16 protein-coding genes and 1 pseudogene are annotated in these 16,888 nt (G+C 60.8%); 6 read left to right on the forward strand and 11 right to left on the reverse strand.

Features of this window, described 5'->3' with window-relative positions; all coding sequences use genetic code 11:
- The 10 genes from GA0061105_RS25855 to GA0061105_RS25900 all read right to left on the reverse strand — a co-directional run bounded on the left by GA0061105_RS25855 (position 1) and on the right by GA0061105_RS25900 (position 8,966).
- Positions 1-270 (reverse strand): flagellar biosynthetic protein FliQ, encoded by a 270-nt coding sequence (locus tag GA0061105_RS25855; RefSeq protein ID WP_046977183.1) that lies wholly within the window; start codon positions 268-270, stop codon positions 1-3.
- Positions 271-335: 65 nt separating this feature from the next.
- Complete coding sequence (sctR, locus tag GA0061105_RS25860; RefSeq protein ID WP_046977182.1) at positions 336-989, reverse strand: type III secretion system export apparatus subunit SctR; 654 nt, start codon at positions 987-989, stop codon at positions 336-338.
- A complete protein-coding gene (locus GA0061105_RS25865; protein ID WP_046977181.1) occupies positions 989-2,008 on the reverse strand; it encodes a FliM/FliN family flagellar motor switch protein in 1,020 nt (339 codons plus the stop codon). Before GA0061105_RS25865 ends, sctR begins: the two co-directional genes overlap by 1 nt.
- Positions 2,005-3,324 (reverse strand): FliI/YscN family ATPase, encoded by a 1,320-nt coding sequence (locus GA0061105_RS25870; protein WP_046977180.1) that lies wholly within the window; start codon positions 3,322-3,324, stop codon positions 2,005-2,007. The genes GA0061105_RS25865 and GA0061105_RS25870 overlap by 4 nt, the downstream gene beginning before the upstream one ends.
- Positions 3,317-3,880: a type III secretion system stator protein SctL gene (gene sctL, locus GA0061105_RS25875; RefSeq protein WP_046977179.1), complete on the reverse strand. Its 564-nt coding sequence runs from the start codon at positions 3,878-3,880 to the stop codon at positions 3,317-3,319. Before sctL ends, GA0061105_RS25870 begins: the two co-directional genes overlap by 8 nt.
- Positions 3,877-4,506 (reverse strand): hypothetical protein, encoded by a 630-nt coding sequence (locus tag GA0061105_RS25880; protein ID WP_046977178.1) that lies wholly within the window; start codon positions 4,504-4,506, stop codon positions 3,877-3,879. The genes sctL and GA0061105_RS25880 overlap by 4 nt, the downstream gene beginning before the upstream one ends.
- A 2-nt stretch (positions 4,507-4,508) precedes the next feature.
- Entirely contained in the window at positions 4,509-5,339 is an 831-nt protein-coding gene (sctJ, locus tag GA0061105_RS25885; RefSeq protein ID WP_046977177.1) for a type III secretion system inner membrane ring lipoprotein SctJ, read from the reverse strand.
- Positions 5,336-5,812, reverse strand: coding sequence for a hypothetical protein (locus GA0061105_RS25890; protein WP_064820006.1), 477 nt, complete (start codon positions 5,810-5,812; stop codon positions 5,336-5,338). The genes sctJ and GA0061105_RS25890 overlap by 4 nt, the downstream gene beginning before the upstream one ends.
- Before the next feature lie 50 nt (positions 5,813-5,862).
- Positions 5,863-6,120, reverse strand: coding sequence for a hypothetical protein (locus GA0061105_RS25895; RefSeq protein ID WP_008534237.1), 258 nt, complete (start codon positions 6,118-6,120; stop codon positions 5,863-5,865).
- A 305-nt stretch (positions 6,121-6,425) separates the two neighbouring features.
- Complete coding sequence (locus GA0061105_RS25900) at positions 6,426-8,966, reverse strand: hypothetical protein (protein WP_225884182.1); 2,541 nt, start codon at positions 8,964-8,966, stop codon at positions 6,426-6,428.
- Between the two features lie 25 nt (positions 8,967-8,991).
- Between GA0061105_RS25900 and GA0061105_RS33490 the strand changes: the two genes are divergently transcribed.
- On the forward strand, positions 8,992-9,282 hold the full coding sequence (locus GA0061105_RS33490; protein ID WP_004672580.1) for a hypothetical protein: 291 nt from the start codon (positions 8,992-8,994) through the stop codon (positions 9,280-9,282).
- 208 nt (positions 9,283-9,490) lie between these two features.
- Here the strand turns inward: GA0061105_RS33490 and GA0061105_RS25905 are convergent, their stop codons facing one another.
- Entirely contained in the window at positions 9,491-12,100 is a 2,610-nt protein-coding gene (locus GA0061105_RS25905; RefSeq protein ID WP_064820005.1) for a hypothetical protein, read from the reverse strand.
- Between the two features lie 321 nt (positions 12,101-12,421).
- Here GA0061105_RS25905 and GA0061105_RS25910 point away from each other — a divergent pair, with 321 nt between their 5' ends.
- The 5 genes and pseudogenes from GA0061105_RS25910 (at position 12,422) to GA0061105_RS25940 (ending at position 16,832) form a co-directional block, all read left to right on the forward strand.
- Positions 12,422-12,631, forward strand: a complete 210-nt coding sequence (locus tag GA0061105_RS25910) for a hypothetical protein (RefSeq protein WP_064820004.1) — start codon at positions 12,422-12,424, stop codon at positions 12,629-12,631.
- A 145-nt stretch (positions 12,632-12,776) separates the two neighbouring features.
- Positions 12,777-13,346 carry a DUF6088 family protein gene (locus GA0061105_RS25915; protein WP_225884183.1) on the forward strand — a complete coding sequence of 190 codons (570 nt, stop codon included), beginning with the start codon at positions 12,777-12,779 and terminating at the stop codon, positions 13,344-13,346.
- Positions 13,339-14,353 (forward strand): annotated as a pseudogene (locus tag GA0061105_RS33085) (nucleotidyl transferase AbiEii/AbiGii toxin family protein). The gene GA0061105_RS25915 and the pseudogene GA0061105_RS33085 overlap by 8 nt, the downstream one beginning before the upstream one ends.
- Before the next feature lie 731 nt (positions 14,354-15,084).
- A complete protein-coding gene (locus tag GA0061105_RS25935; protein ID WP_016737409.1) occupies positions 15,085-15,744 on the forward strand; it encodes a DUF1007 family protein in 660 nt (219 codons plus the stop codon).
- A gap of 101 nt (positions 15,745-15,845) precedes the next feature.
- Positions 15,846-16,832 (forward strand): hypothetical protein, encoded by a 987-nt coding sequence (locus GA0061105_RS25940; protein ID WP_064820003.1) that lies wholly within the window; start codon positions 15,846-15,848, stop codon positions 16,830-16,832.
- The last annotated feature ends 56 nt before the right edge of the window (positions 16,833-16,888 follow it).

Genomic DNA, 16,888 nt, shown 5'->3' on the forward strand with positions numbered 1-16,888 from the left:
TCACTGAACCATGGTCGGGAAGTCGTTGAGGATGTGAACGGAATGTTCGATCAGCGGCGTTGCCAACACCCGGCCGAACAGCAGCAGGGTGATGGAGATCACGAAAATCTTGACGATCTGCGCGATGGTCTGTTCCTGGATCTGCGTCGCCGCCTGGAAGATGGCGATGACGAGGCCGAGAAGTGCGGCAAGGCCCAGAATAGGGCCGGCCAAGGCGAAGGTCGCCATCACGGACATGCCGATTTCGGCTGCGACCTGATCCTCACCCATGACGGCAAGCCTTTCCGGTCTGCGCGGCAGGCACCCGAACCGGTGCGTTCGTCATGGCAGGCTGCTCACTGCGCATAGGATAGCACCAGACCTTCCAGCAGTCGCCGCCAGCCGTCGATCGAGACGAAGAGCAGCAGCTTCAGCGGCGTTGAAACCACCGTCGGCGACATCATCTGCATGCCGAGCGCCACGAGAATGGCGGAGACGGCGAAGTCGATCATCAGGAAGGGCAGATAGATCAGAAATCCGATTTCGAATGCCCGCGTCAGTTCCGAAACGAGGAAGCTCGGCGTCAGAACGGTGATGTCGTCGGAGGCGATCGGGCTAACCGGTGCGTTTGCCCAGATTTTCTGCGATGCCTGGACGAAAAAGTCGCGGACCTCGGCATCGGAAAATTTCAGCATGAAATCCTTCAGCGGTGCCGCCACCTTGACCATGCCGTCCGCCATACCACTGACCGTGGCGAAATCGCCGCTATGGGCGAGCAGCAATTGCCAGCTGTTCTGCAGCACCGGGTTCATCACGAAGGCCGAGAGCACGATGGCGATCGCAAAGACCAGGAGATTCGGCGGTGTCTGCTGGATGCCGATCGCATTGCGCACGATCAGGAGAACGACCGAAATCTTGGTAAAGGAGGTTGCTATCACGGCAATGACCGGCAGCATCGAGATCGCCGCCATCGCCACGAGGCTCTGGGCAAGAGGAAAGGTCTGTTCCATCAGTCGTGCAGCATTGTCACGCGAACGGCGCTCAATCCATCCACGGAGATAATTTCCCCCCGCCCGATGACACGGCCCTGGGCGATGATATCGACGGCATCCGTCAGCGGCCTGTCGAGATTGAAGACATAACCTTCGCCGATCGTCTCGAGTGTGCGAAGCGGAAGCTCCAGCCGTCCTGCATCGAAGACCAGCTTGATCGGGATGCTGTCGACAGGCGACGGACGCGGCTCGCCCTGCAATTCCTGATCGACGGTTTCATTCGTCATGAAATGCCTCATTGGTCCGGTTGGCGTCGACAGAAGCGGCTGGGTGAGGACCGCGCCTTTGTCCGATCGCATGCAGGTTGCAAGGTAACGTTCACCCGTGATCGCGATCACGGTCTCCGGCGCCGCCCCATCGATGACGATGCCGTCCCCCAATCGCAGGGATTTGATCTCACCGACCGACAGCACGGCATAACCGCGCCGGATGCCGACGGTCGTCGTCAGGGCATCGAGCGTGCGGCGCGGCAGGCGGCTCGCCCAGCCGACCAGCCCGTTCAGAAAAGCCTCGTCGAAGCGGCCGCTCAAGGGCAGGCTCATGCCGTTCCAGCCGATTTCGAAGCCGAAATTGCCGCTGGCATCCGGCTGCGGCTCCACGCCGATCTGCAGCAGCGACAGGCTGATGCCGATCTTGTTCTCGATTGCCTCGAAGGCCTCGACGAACTGATGTTCGACCACCGCCGCCTGTTCATGCGGCGACAGTTTTTCCCAGAGGAGCAGCGGTTCAAGCCTTTCGGCCAGCAACCGCAATGCGCCGGCCGACGCAATCAGCATCTGCTCCCGTTCGCCGATGCGGCAGAGAAGACCGACCGGATCGACGATCCGCGCGGCTGCGATATCGGGGGACAGTGGGCGAACGGAAAGCGTCTGCTCCCGGACCGGAATTTGCCAGGCGGCGCGCATCATCGTGTCGGAACGGGAAAAGAAGCTCTCGGCCATCGATGACCGGGGCCATGCGGTCGCTGCGATATTCATCGGACAAGCTCCTCGATCGCTTCGACGATCACGCCGAACGGCTGCGGCTTGCCCTGGCCGTCAAACAGGAAGCGCTGGATGAGCCCGTGTTTGGCGACGGCCTCGTCGACGGCGGCATCGCGCCCCTGGCGATATTCGCCGACGCGAATCAGCAGTTCCACCTCGTCATAGAGGGCCAGCAGGGCGCGCAGCCTGTCGGCGGCCTGGCGATGGCTCTCGCTCACCACCGCGCTCATCGTCCGGCTTCGGCTGGCCAGCACATCGATCGCCGGAAAATTGCCCGCCCTGGCAATCTTGTCGGAGAGCACGATATGGCCGTCCAGCAGCGATCTGGTTTCTTCGGCAATCGGATCGTCCTGCTCTTCGCCTTCGACGAGGACCGTATAGAAAGCTGTCATCGTGCCGTTTGCGCTGTTGCCGGCGCGCTCGAAGATCTGTGGCAAGACGGCGAATACGGAAGGCGGAAAGCCGCGTCGCACCGGCGGTTCGCCGGCAGCAAGCCCCACTTCGCGCAAGGCGCGGGCCATGCGGGTGACGCTATCGATGACGAGCAGCACATGTTTTCCCTGCTCGCGAAAATATTCGGCGATCGCCGTTGCCGTCATCACCGCCTTGAACCGCTCCAGCGCCGGGCGATCGGATGTGGCGACAACCAACGCCACATTCGAGGGGACGCCTTCCGGCATGTTGCCGGCAACGAATTCGCCGACCTCGCGTCCGCGTTCGCCGACCAGGGCGCAGACGATCACATCGGCCTTGTTGTTGGCGACGATCTGGGACACCAGCGTCGACTTGCCGGCGCCAGGCGCGCCGAAAATACCGATGCGCTGGCCCTGGCCGCAGGTCAGCAATCCGTCCAGGGCGGCAATCCCCGAGGTAAACGGCTGGCGGATGGGGCGCCGCGACAGAGGATCGACCGGCTGGCCGTAGAGCGGCTGCAGGAAACGCGCGTCCTCGCCGGCGGGGTTGGCGGAGGGACGCAGGATATTGCCGTGTGCGTCGACGATCGCGCCGAGCAGGAAATTGCCGACGGAGACGGCCGGTTCCCGGCCGGTCGGGACGATTTCCGTGCGCAGGGAGATGCCGCGGGTTTCGCCGTGAAGCGAGAGAAGCGCCGTCTCGCCGTCGATGCCGACGACATCGGCAAGGCCGATGCGACCTCGGCCCGGCTCATGCAGTTCACAAAGCTCGCCGATCCTGACCGAGGGGATGAGCGCCCGCACCAGCAGGCCCGAAACACTCTTTACGCGCCCGCTCTGCCGCCGCACGTCCGTTTGTTCGAGTCTCCGCTCCATCCGAAGCAACGCGTCAACCATGGACGAGGGCCTCGATCACGGTGGCGAGCTGGTCTTTCAAGCCGATCTGGCTGCGTCCCGCCGACGTCTCCAGAATAATCTCGCCGGCAGACATCAGCGGATCCGTCTCGATAGTGATGCGGTGATCGATATCCGCAATTGCCCGGGCGATCATGGCGGCATCGTCGGGGGCGACATGCAGGGCGATCTCCTGGGCCTCAGCGGTCTGGGATATGGCGTGGCGGACCAATCGCCTCGTGCGCTCGTCGGCCTCCATCGATCCGAGGATCAATCCGACCGATTTCAGAACCACCGCCTCGACCCAGCTGTCGAGATTGGCAATTTCCTGTTCGGCTTTTCCGAGCGAGGCGGCAAGCCGTGCGGCGGCATCGCGAACGCCCTGTTCGAACCCGTCGCGATAGCCGTTTTGGGCGGCCTGCTCGCTGGCGGCGGCAAGTGTCGCCTGCGATTGGGCGGCGTCGTGGCGGGCAGCCTCCAGAATTTGCGCCGCCTCTCTGATCTGGCCGAAACTCTCCGCCGGAATGATGCGGTCGTGGCGCGCAAATCCCGAGCTCATCGTCCGGCGCCTTCCTGTATGGAGGCGACCTCGTCGACAGCGGCCGTCGCCAGAACGAGCGCCGGGCTCTTCAAGAGGGAAGCCGAGCCGTTTTCGGCCATGTCGCGCCAGCCCGCCCACCGCCATGCCGCAGAGATCCGGTATTCGTCTGCCAGAAGCGCCAGCATCGACCAGCCATCGGCCTCGACGACATGCCTTGCCTGCTCGCTCAACAGATCAAGCGGCGGCGTTGCCGTGGAAAGATTGATGTGGCCGAGGGCGAATGCGACCGCTTCCTCGCCGTAGACGGCCTTGAGCCTCGCAAGGGTCGGGCGATCGACCGCGGGGCAGAAGGCTGCGAGATGATAGGCGAGGCCCGCCCGGAGCGCGGCCGTTGCGCGTCCGCCCGCGTCCATGGAAATCAGGCGGCGGGCGCCGTCGGCAAATGTGGCGGGGTCGCCATGGGCTTCCGCGATCTCAGTGAAAAGCCGCCGATACAGCCGCGGTGACAGGGTAGACCCATCGGCAAGGAGCGGCGCGGTCCCATCCCATCGGGCGGCCGGCAGCATATCCGCGGAAAGCAGCGCTGCCCTGCGGATCCTCGCGGCATCCGAGATCGCCTCGCCGTCCGAACGCGGCGTGCGCATGCTCAGCGCTCCTTCCGCTGCGGCAACAGCAGCAGCAGGCATGCCCCGATGGCGAGGATGATGGCGCCGATCACGGCCAGATTGGGGCCTTTGAAAGCCGAGAGAGCGCTTTGCACCATCGAGAATGGCGCCGCAGCGGGTGCCGGCGTCACTGGTGCTGCTGGGGCGGGCGCTGCGGCTGTGGCAGGAGCCGCCGGCGCGCCGACCTCCGACCAGGGGCTGACCACCACCGAGACATCTTCGTAAGAGAGATCACGGATGCTGTTGACCAGAACGGATCGGCTTTTCATGTCGATCTCGTTGAGATTGGCGCCGGGGCGATATTGCAGCACGGCCGCCGCCCTCGCCTTCTCCTTGATGAGCCCGCGGCCGTTCTCCTCCGGCAGCACCACATGGACGCGCGCCGTCGCCACGCCGTCAAGCCCGGAAAGCGTTTCGGCAAGCTGCTGCTCGATGGCGTAGCTCATCCGGGCTTTCTGTTCGTAAGGCGTCACAAGGAAGCCGTTGCCGGGAAAGAGTTCGGCGACATTTCCGAACGACTGACGCGGCAGACCGGCGCCCGCCAGCAACTCGATCGCCCGGGCATGATCGGCTGATTCAGCGATGATCGCATAGGTCCCGCCCTTTTCGCTCTTCATGGTGACGGAGATGCCGGCGCGTTCCAGCAGGACCTGAGCATCCAGCGCATCGCGCTGATCGAGTCCCGTCAGCACGTCCTGGCTGCAGGCGGCGAGGAACAGGCAGAGGGCGAGCATGGCGGCCTTCGGAAGGACTTTGCGCGCGGGCGAAGAGATCGATGATCTCGCAAGGGCCGATGAGATCATGATATTCACTGGCCCTGCGTCAGCCGTTTGGACGACGACATCACCGACTGGGTGAGTGACGACAGCAGCGTCGTGCCGGTTGCGAATTGCTGTGATTTCTCCAGCCGGTCGATCGATGTCGTGATGTCTTCGATCTTCGGGCCGCTGTGATCCTTGTCCGCGGCAAATCGCACCAGCGGCGTCTCCGGCTGGCCGCTCCCGGCCACGGGCATGAAGAATGCCGACAGCCGTTCGAGAATGCTGGAGGGCCTGGTATTGCCTTCCGGTGAATAGGAGGGCGGGACGGCGTCGGACTCAGGCGCGATCTTGCGGCCCTGGGTGTTGGGAATAGAGGTGAGTTCGGTTGGCCGAAGGCCGGCGAAATCCGCCGGTTGCAGTCCGATCCGCTCCGCCACGATCTCCGAGGTCTTCAGCACATTGCCTGTCGATACGCCGTCGACGGGCGGCGTGAAGGCGCGGCCGGAAAGTTCTTCTCCACTCATTGCAATTCCTCAACTCGGTACACGTCAACTGCAAACGATGAACGGGAACGCTACTCGTCGCTGCCTTCGTCGATCGCCTCCTTGGCGAAATTGAAAAGCGAATTGTTCAGCATCAGGGTGTTGGAAATCATGCCTGGCAGAAACGCGTCCACGGCAGCGGAGAGTATCTCGCTCTCGCTGTTCGGATCGACCTTTTTCGTCGTGCTGCCGGTGGTGTCCTTGGAACCCGTCTTATCGGTCGTCAGCTCCACCGAGACAGGGTTTGCGAGCGCCAGGTTGAGGTCGGAGTTCACTGAATCTACGGCCATATGAGCACTTCCATCAAGGAGTTATCAAAATGAATGCATGATTTGATATGGATAAAAAAACGGCCGGTCAATTGTTTAAACTTAACCGATGGTTAATTTTCGGAACTTGCAATCGGCATTGACAACTTTATCGACCTTTATATTAAAATTGAACGTTTTTTATCCGTAAAGCGCAGCAGATATCCAGATTGCGCATGAAATTCATACTTAAATTTATTGCTATCAAATGTTCACAGGCCAGACTGCCTCTACGCCAACCGGGCCTGTGAGTACCCAGATATTTGGTGTTGCGAAAGCGTCCCGGATCAGCCCACCGCCGTACCGCGGCGCTTCTCGATATCGGCGATGATCGCGTCCCAGTTCTCAGGGGTCAGCTCGCGCTGTTCCGGGTCGCGGGGCGCGGGGGCGACGCCGCCCTTGGCGCCGACGATCGGGCCGGTCTTGGCGTAGATGCCGACCGTGTCGTTGACAGTGCGCTTAAGCATGTCGTTCATCATGTCGGTCTGCTTGTGGAAGGCTTTTTCCTGCTTGATGCTCTGGTAGATGGCAAAGCCCGCCCAGGCCGCCCAGGACACCGCGCAGGCGACTGCGAAGGCGAGCGAGAAGCCGCCGGAGACGAGCGCTACCGTTGCGCCCGTGCGCCCGAGGAAGGTGGAATTCACCAGCATATTGGCAACGCCTGCGATGCCCTCGATCGCGCCGACCGTGTCCGCCGCGGTTCCGATACCCATGAAGATGAGATCGACCGGATCGCCCTTGCCACTGGTGAGCCCCTGCAGGAACTGGTAATATTCCACCGGCAGCCAAGCGACGCCGGCAACGGCGCCAACCGTCGTCCCGGTATTCTTGAAAAAGGCGGAGAGCACGCTGCGCTGCGCCCGCGCCAGCTCGTCGGAAACGCCGACGAGTGAACTGATCCCATCCAGCAGCGAAAAATTCGAGGCTTTGATCGCCGAGCCGAGCGCACTGCCCATGTGCGCGAGAGCGCCAAGGGCGTGCAGAACCACGATGCCGATGCTGTCCCAGGTCGGGCTGGTCATGTTGAGGCCGGCATAGATGGAGCGGGATGCGGTGAGCACCGACATCACGCCGGAAGAGAGCGCCGCCTTGTATTTGACAGGATCGACCCCTGCCGGCGCCGCCGTCGCGGTCTTGTCGATCAGCTTGGCAAGGTCGGCCTTGATCGTTTCGACGCTGCCGCCCGGTCGCATCGTCGCCCAAAGCGCGGTGAAGATCGTCGTGAAATTGGTCTTGTATTGCGCCATGGCATCGGCATTGCCCTTGAACAGGGTTTCCGCCAGCGCGTCGAGGCTCGGGGCGATGATCTTCTTGATCGCCTCTTCGGCGGTCTTGCCGTCGACGATGATTGGATCGATCACATCCGTGCCGGGCATCAGCGTCTTCATCAGGCCTGACATGGAAAGTCCCATGTCCTTGAGGCTCGATGTCAGATATTCGCTGTCGATATAGGGCAGATCGAGACTTTGGATGGTCTTGCTCCAGCCATTGTCCTTGGTGGCGAACATGCGCTCGGCGATCCAGGCGTCGCCCCCGCTGCCGGCGAAGAAGCGCCCGCCGTCTGAGCCGTTGGCGGCAATGCCCTTGCCGGCCAGCCCGGTGCCGATCATGATCGCCGCCATGACGTCGTTGAACGAATAGCTGGCGAGATTGCTGGAGGGCAGCGGCGAGACGCTCTTGTCCCACTCGGCATTGGCCGGCAACTTCGAGACCAGGCTGGCGCCCATGACGAGCCCTTCCAGCGCGGTCTGCACCGCATGGCGGTAGCCCAAGACCTCCTTGCCGCCGGGTGCGCTCAGGCGCGACGTCAGGCGCTCCAGATTGCCGGCGAGATCGCCGATGCCGATTTCTCCGGCGCCTACCTTGTCGAGCAGCGGACCGAGAAGCGCCTTGACGTCGGCCTTGAACTGATCGCGCACCTCGGGGCTGTCTGACCCGTAAAACTGGTTGGCCATCGCCTGGATGGTCGGGTTGAACAGGTGGGTGATATTGTTGGGCACGGTGCTGCCGAATTCGGAAGCGGCAACCTTTTTCAAACCGTCGAGGTCGATCTTGAGATCGGGGAACAGGCTGCCGCCGAGCCCGAGCGACTGGTCGAAATCCATAACCGGCAGGATGGAGCCGAGCCCCTTCAGTTCCCGCTCGGTCTTGTTGCCGGCCAGTCCCATGCGGATCAGGCCATCGAGCGCCGTCGTCGGATCGGAGATCGTCGGCAGCACGTTCTTGTCGAAGAATTCGGCATAGGTCTTGTCGGCAATCGCCGAGCGCTGCTTTACGAAATCGTCGGGAAGCACCATGGAATAGAAGCCGAGGGCGGCATTATATTCCTTGAGAATGGTGGTGACGTCCTTGCCGGATTTGAGACCGTCATTCAGCAGGCCGCCATTGACGATGTCGCGCTCAAAGGCATCCTCGACCTTCGTACGCAGGTCCTTCATCTTCTCGTCACGCGTTATCGTGTCGTTGATGATCTCGGAAGCGTCCTTGTTCGTATCGGGCGGCGCCACGCGATAACCGGAGAAGATCAGCTTGAAGGCCTTCAGCGCCTTCTCCGTCATCAGCGAGTTGACGTCGGGGTCCGAGCCCAGGATGGCGATCGACTTGTCGAGATCCTTCAGGATCTCCTGGTCGTTGTAGATGCCGCGCTGGTTGTCGCCGAGGCTGTCCTTGTATTGGCCGAAGGTCGCCTTGGTCTGAAGCAGATCGAGATACATGATCAGTTTCTGCTCGGCAGTGTAATTGTGAGGGTTTTTGACGACGTCGATGCTCTCGAAGGATTTGTCCTTGTCCTTCAGCCCTTCCATGAAGCCCTGATTGATCTCGCTCATGAAATCGGAATTGAACAGGAGATCGATGACCGGCTGGATCGGCGCGGTAGGGCGGGACGTGCCATTCGACGTGGCGGCCAGCGAAACGAACTTCGGACTGCTCGTCTGCGCCGATATAGAGGAGAAAATCGTCAGGGCTGCCGTCGTGGTCCCGTCAGAGGCAAAAGGCGATGCCTTCTTGACCGTGGTGCTCGTGGTTTTGCCCTGGCTCGTGGAATTTTCGGACTTTGGATCGGAATTGGCGTTTAGCCGGAGAAATGAAACCGTATCGATATCCGAAGATGCTGGTGCGATCGATGACATGCGTTCCCTTTGATTTTCTTTTTCCGCTTTTCGCGGATGACGTCGTTTACCTTACGTTAGGCATAAGATCGACCTTTGCGTGATAATTCAAGCCCGATCGCGACATCGCGGTTGCATAAAATGCAGCGGCCTCGCGCCTGGAGATCAAAAATCACATTTTTACCGAGGGGTCGCAGGGTATTTCCCAGGCTGTGGCGGTCATCGTTGCCGCCCCTCTGCCTCTACCAGATGAATGACGGGTCTGGCCCAAATTCGAGATGCACGGACTCGCCGGTGTAGCGTTCAAGCTTCTCGTTCAGCTGCTTTTCCATTTTGTCGAGCTTCTTCACGCCATTGGCCATATCCCACAGGCCAAGCGCTAGCCCGACGGCCGAGGCAACGAGGCCGGTGACCAGTCCGGCCGCGGCAAGGCCGGTTTTGGCGGCGCTGCTGAAGATGGTCACGACTTCCGGCGCCACCGTTCCGAGTCCGGAAAAGGCACGGGACATGGCATTGGTCAGATAAAGCATCGCCTCGGAGAAACCGATGAGCGCGTTGCCGGTACCGGCAATGCCGCCGATTATTTCGAGCGCGCCCTTGGCGCGGTCGCCGGCCTTCATCGACCGCGACGCCGAATAGAAGCCGAGGCCGGCCATGGCGAGGCCGCCGGCCGCGCCGAGGATCTTGCCTGCCGCTTCCATCGTCTTCGGCGAGAAGTTCATCGAGATCCCCTTGCCCCAGCTGCCAGGCTGATTGCCGAAGGCGCTGAACGGTTTGCCGGCAACGTCGAGGTTCTTGCCGAGACCTTCCATCGTCATGCCGACGATCTGTGTCGCCGAGCCGACCGCAGCGGCGATATCGGCCGGCGTCCACTTGCCGCCGACACCGAGGCCGCGCGCCACCAGCACGCTCGACATCGTCAGCATCTGCACGGCGTGCATCAGACCGGCCTTGTACACTTCGGCATCGATGCCGGCAGGTGTCCGGGTCTGGCGCGGCAGATCGAGCGAATCCTTGAAGGAGGCAAGCGCATCGTCGAGCTTCATACCGCCGCGCATCATCCGCAGAACGCCGTCGACGTCGCGTGCTATGTCCTGTGCCAGGTTCTGTTTCAGCGTCTCGCCGCCATCGGCCGGGCCGTTTTTGCTGATGAAATCCTCGGCGAAGGTGTTTGCCAACTGGCTGATGGCGTCATTCGTTGCGCCGGGCACGAAGGTGTCATCCGGACCCGACAGCAGCGGCTCGAGATCGACACCCTGGCCGTCGCCGATATAATGTTCCTTGATGACGTTCGAGAAGGTGACGTTCGCGGCGTCGAGATGCGCGTCGATATAATCCTGGGGCAGGAGATCGACGAGCGTGTTGAGTTCGGAATAATAATCCTTCAGGGCATCTTCGAAGCTCTTGCCGGCGCTCAGCGCCCGGTCGATCGCCTTGCCGCCGCCGATATCGATCAGATAGGCGTCTTCGATGTTGGTGAGCAGATCGGAATTCGCCGGGCGTTGCAGATATTCCTTCATGCCGCTCGCGAAGATATCCGAGAGATGCTGCTGCGTCGCCGGATCGGCCGTCAGCTTTTCGATCCGCGCATCGAGGTCCTTGCCGACGCGCTCGCCATCGGGCACGCTGTCGCCATACTGGTTCATATAGCCATTGAACTGCTGTTTGATCTCGATGAGATCGTAGAGCAGCGTCGCCTTCTGTTCCGGCGTCAGCTGGTCGAGGTGGTCCATGTTGTCGGGCGCGACGAAATCCCGGCTCACGTCCTTCACGGCGTCGCCGAGAATGCCGTATTTGAGTTCGTCGAGCTTCTTCAGCGTCGGCTCATAGGCGGTCGACGGAGCGTAGCCGCGCAGCAGCTTGCTTTCCAGGATGTCGTTCTCGTCGATCGGGCGCTCCACGACCGGCTCGATGGCATCCGAGCCCGACATGACAAGGTCCATCTTCTTGAGGCTCGATGTCAGATAGTCGCTGTCGATATAGGGCAGATCGAGATTTTGGATGGTCTTGCTCCAGCCATTGTCCTTGGTGCCGAACATACGCTCGGCGATCCAGGCGTCGCCGCCGCTGCCGGCGAAGAAGCGTCCGTCACCTGAGCCGTTGGCGGCGATCTCCTTGCCGGCCAGCCCAGTGCCGACCATGATCATAGCCATGACGTCGTTGAAGGAATAGCTGGCGAGATTGCTGGAAGGCAGCGGCGAGAAATTCTTGTCCCAGTCCGGATTGGCCGGCATCTTCGAGACGAGGCTGGCGCTCATGACGAGCCCTTCCAGCGCGGTCTGCACCGCGTGACGGTAACCCCAGACTTCCTTGCCGCCGGGAGCGATCAGACGCGAGGTCAGGCGCTCCAGGTTGCCGGCGAGATCGCCAATGCCGATTTCTCCCGCGCCAACCTTGTCGAGCAGCGGACCGAGAAGCGCCTTGACGTCGGCCTTGAACCTGTCGCGGACCTCGACGCTGTCTCCCCCGTAAAACTGGTTGGCCATCGCCTCGATGGTCGGGTTGAACAGGTGAGTGATATTATTGGGCACGGTGCTGCCGAATTCGGAAGCGGCAACCTTTTTCAAGCCGTCCAGGTCGATCTTGAGATCGTTGCCCGGGTCGGTTTCGGGCGTGCTCACCTTTGCATCGACCAGGATCGCGGTGGCGCCGCTTTTGCTCTGGGTAAATCCGACGAAGCCCCGCGCAGCGGAGATGTCGAGTGCCTGCCCGTTGCCGCTCGGCGCGATCTTGCGTATTTCGCCGGCGTCGATGGTTTTTGTCGATGCAGAACGGCCAGTCACGTCTTTCTGGCCGAGGTCCACGACCAGGGTTTCGACCTCTTTCGATCCGCTGCCAACACGTTCCAACATGATTTCGTCACTCCTGATCGACGGCCGCACCCTGAACGGAGGCCCGGAAAGCCTCGTTAGGTCAGAAGTTTTTCAGTGATATGACAAATGGGTGCTATCGGAGCGGCAAAATTGAACCATTGACCCCCACATAGCTTCCAAATTATACCGCAGTACAAATGCTGGTGACACCGCAGTCGCCAAGGTGCGGCGCAATAGAGCACGCTCCCGTAGGGAATGCGCTCACGAGACAGATCGAAGTCGGTCCTCGGGCTCGGTTTTCAGACTGCATTGTCCGGCAAATCGGTATAAGCCGTCCTCTCGAACAAATCAGGGGACAACATGGAAACCGTGGAAATCAGCAGCCGCAGCGACTTCGGCCTTTGGGCAATTGAGCGGGCGCGGGAAATCATAACGTCCGAGGGAACTGCTTTTGCGATGGCCGCTCGCGATATGGACGACGAGGCGCTTGCAAACGCTGCAGCCGCGCTAGGCAAGGCCATCAGCGATGCGATGGTGGAAGTGTTTGACGGCCTGATAGATGAATCGTGATTGTGAAGAGACAGCGGGTCACTGACCGATAAAAATTGGTCAGCACCGTCCGGGCTCGCCGTCTTCCCCTCTCATTGCAAACTGTCAGAAACTTGCATATATTTCTGACAAGAGAAATGCCATGCAAAAGCTGACATAGCAAATCATGGGACATGCTGAACGACTGCCGGAAGGATCCGCGCTTTCGGCAAAGAGTTTTTTGCATCTCGGAAATCGAGCCGCCCTGGATCAGGCTCTGTCGCGCCTGGCCGAGCGTGGCGAGCTCGTCCGGGCGGGCCGTGGTATCTATATGCGGCCCGTCAAAAGTCGCTTTGGCAGTCGGCCGCCGACGGTCGAACAGGCCGTAGAGGCGGTGGCGCAGCAGCGCGGTGAGGTCATCGTCTCGAATGGCGCCGCCGCGGCAAATGCCCTGGGCCTGACCTCCCAGGTCCCGGTCCGCTCCGTCTACCTGACATCCGGCCGTAGCCGGACGATGACCCTTGGACAGCAGACGGTCGAGCTCAAGCACGTGCCGCGCTGGCAATTGGCCTTGGCCGATCGACCTGCTGGCGTGGCGGTCCGCGCACTTGCATGGCTTGGGCCGGAGAGGGCCGATGAAGCACTGTCGCGGATCAAGCGAAAGCTGCCGCCGGAGGCGTTCGGCGAGCTGGTGGCGGCGGCTCCGCAGTTTCCGACCTGGCTTGCAAGAAGCGTAGGAAGGGCTGCGCATCGCTGATCTATTCCTGAGCTTGTCAAAGATGACCGGCGCGAAGCCTTGGCTGTGGCAGCCGACCACAGCGGACGGCCCATTCATCTCCTCGAAAAGGATGTCTGGGTCGTCTGGACGCTGCAGACGCTCTTTTCGTCCAAGCTCGGTGAGCATCTCGTCTTCAAGGGCGGCACCTCGCTTTCGAAAGCCTACGGTGTCATCAAAAGGTTCTCCGAGGATGTCGACCTGACCTACGATATCCGCGCCCTGGCGCCGGACTGTTGGCGACAATGACGAAGCACTGCCGAAAACCCGCAGCGAGGAGAAACACTGGACCAGCGAGGTGCGAAAGCGGCTTCCGGTCTGGGTGGCGGGCTCGGTGGAGCCGGTTATGGCGCGTTGCGCGTTCAATCTCTTCCGGCGGCAATCCGCCTCGAGGACGATACGCTCTACCTCGACTATGAAGCGGTGAGCAGCGGATCCGGCTATGTCGCCCCGAGCGTCATGCTCGAATTCGGAGCGCGTCGACCGGCGAGCCGGCCAGTATCCGCGATATCGACTGTGACGCGTCGGGCCAGGTTGATGGTGTCGAATTTCCGAAAGCGAGTCCCCGCGTCATGCACGCGGAGCGGACGTTCTGGGAGAAAGCGACCGCCATCCATGTCTTCTGCCTGCAGGAGCGCCTTCGCGGCGATCGTTTTGCCCGCCACTGGCATGATGTCGTCCGGCTGGACGATGCTGGTTTCGCCGACAAAGCATCCGCGGATCGGCAACTCGCCAATGCCGTGGCGAAACACAAATCCATGTTTTTTGCGGAAAAGGCGGCCGACCGCTCGCCCATCGACTACGCCGCAGCCGTCAACGGCAATCTGGTTCTGACGCCATCCGGAGAAGGTCTGCGTGCGCTCGGCGAGGATTACGTGCGCATGGTCGACGACGGCCTGCTGCTCGGCGATTCCGAGCCGTTCGAGCACCTGATCGAGCGATGCACGCAAATTCAGGCGCATGCCAACAAAAGCGACGCGTCAAAATAAGCAATTGCCGGCCCACAGCCGCACCTGCCCATTACTGTGAGTGCCCTGTCACCGACGCGGTTTGGCTTCGCGCCAATTATTAGGCGTTTGCTCGTGGCAGGCACCCTTGATGTGATGAGAGTGACCCGGTTATTCCGGCTCCGGCCTCGGCGAGGATGTGGCCAAATACCGCACGGGCGCGGGTTCGTTTGAGGAAAGTTGCGCCACGTAAAACGAAGATCCGGTGTGTTTGCAGTGAAGGCATTCCAATTCCCAATTTCAATCTCGCCGGAAGCCCGAGCAAGCTCAAAATCGCTGACGCGAGAATCGACACGGATGTTCCACTTGCCGCAACGGCACGTTCTCGCGCCAAGTGCCATCCTCCCACTGGCGCGCCGCACGCTTGATTGGCTCTATTCCCGCAGGGGGGGTCGACAAGACGACGGTCACTTCTTGGCGTCCAGCGGATCGATGTCGCCTTTCATCAGGAAGGCCGCAATCTCGACAGGGCCAGCGCGCCCGGGCGTGACGATGATTTTTGCCATCGCCTTGTCTGAATGAAGATGCGTCGAAGCCGGCTGTGCTGCCGCAGCGATAGGCGCGCGGTGGCGGCGTGAATCGCCAAGTTGCCGCAACGGCCAGCACGAGGAACTCGACCAACGTCTCGGCGGCGAAATAGCGGAAGGTGCATTCCGGTAAACCACGGCGATCGAAACTTAAATCCGTCGCAATCTTCTCGACACTCACGTAGCATGAGCCTCGCGAACAAACGCCGCCACGCCACTATGGCAATTTCACTTCTCCTCCTCGGGATGCCGACTAACACGTTCGCCCATCCCCATATCTTCGTTGATGCGAAATTCGAGGCGGTCGCGGCGCCCGATGGAAGCCTCCAGGAGCTGCGCGACACATGGCAGTTCGATGAGGTGTTTTCGTCGTCAGTGCTGCTCGACTACGACAAGAACCGCAACAATGCCCTCGACCCTGCGGAAGTTGCTGCCGTCGCCAAAACAGTCCGGGAGTCGCTTGCGCAGTACAACTATTATATGAACATCACGATCAATGGGAAAACACTCGCGCTTGCGAAGCCGGACATCCTGCATGGGACCTATGAGAACGGCTCCCTCACCCTGTCTTTCGCACAGAAGCCAATGGCCAAGACGCCGCTCAAAGGATTGATTGTTTTCGGCGTTTATGATCCGACACTCTATACTGCTCTCGATTTTGCCAGCGATGCCGATCTGAAAATCTCGGGCGAAGGCTTTAGCGGTTGCACTCACAAAGTCGTCAGGCCTGGCTCGAAAGAAATCCTTTCCGAAAATCAGGCGATGCTGACGACGATGTTCTTCAACGATCCAGTGGGCACAGACTACTCGCAGATTGTTGCGACCCGATTGGAAGTGCGCTGTTAAGGAGTGTCGAGGCATAATTGCGAACTATCGAACCTCGTTGTCGCCTCTGTCATGATGATCGATGTCATTCAGGTCTTTGTTTACATCACGGAGAGCACCAGATGCGTTCCAGGCTCAACCTTTTGCTAGCAACGGGGTTGGTCATCCTGGCACCAATGCTGTCCGGATCAACTCCCGCACGTGCCGCGGGCAAGAGTTCGCCTTTCCCGGCTTGGATAGCAGACTACGTCGGCGACGGGAAAGGCCAGATCACGCGCGTGGTTCTGGAGCGGGCGCGGAGGTTATATCTGGAGAAGGTCGCGGAGGGAACGGTCAAGAACGCCTGTTACTTCGCAATGGATGCGACACGACCCAACGATCTGACAGTTGGCCGGTTCTACGTGATCTGCGAGGCGAAGCAGTCGTTTCGGGTGATCTCGGCAGGGCATGGTGGCGGCCTCAACCTCCCTGGCGTGGTCAACTTCTCCAACGGCCGGGAATGCGCTAAGAATTTTGGCAACGCGCTGGACTCAAACTTGACCGCCGGCGCGTATCTGACAAGCGAGATCAAGACCTCGTTCAAAGGCTATTATCTGGCGCCTTCTAACAGAGAGGCGGTTTTGACCCGCTCGTTTGTTCAATTCGATGGGATCGGCGATACCGCCAACGCCAGACAACGCGCCATCGGCGGGCATGCTGCGGCGCTCGTCTCTGGGATCTGCATGCAGAAAAAGCCGGAGAGCCCATATGCCGATCGGAAAGGCTATGTCCCTGTCGGGAAGTTGGTCACCTATGCGGGCGGGCGAAGCGACGGATGCACCAGCTGGTCGCCGGAAGAGACCCCGGAAGTCTTGTCGATGGTCAAGGATAATCCGACGACGCTCTATATCTACCCGGAGGCGCGCGACATCGCCGCGGTCGGCCGGGCAACGACATCGGGCAAGTCGCCAGTAAGCGCTGGATCATACTGGAACGCTACCTGCCTTGGCGAGATCGGCTCTCCGCAGTTCTGGCCGAAAGAGCGGCTGGAGCCGATCATCGCAAGATATAAGCAGGATCATCCAGCACCACCGCCGCGTCCAATTCCCCTCTGCCAAGCATCCAATTGAAAAGCGGGTGGCATCTGAGAAAACGATCGTCGTTTTGAATGTCACCTTTAGCTTTG

Origin of the sequence: Rhizobium aethiopicum, from assembly GCF_900094625.1 — a bacterium.
In the GTDB taxonomy this organism is placed as follows: Bacteria; Pseudomonadota; Alphaproteobacteria; order Rhizobiales; family Rhizobiaceae; genus Rhizobium; species Rhizobium aethiopicum.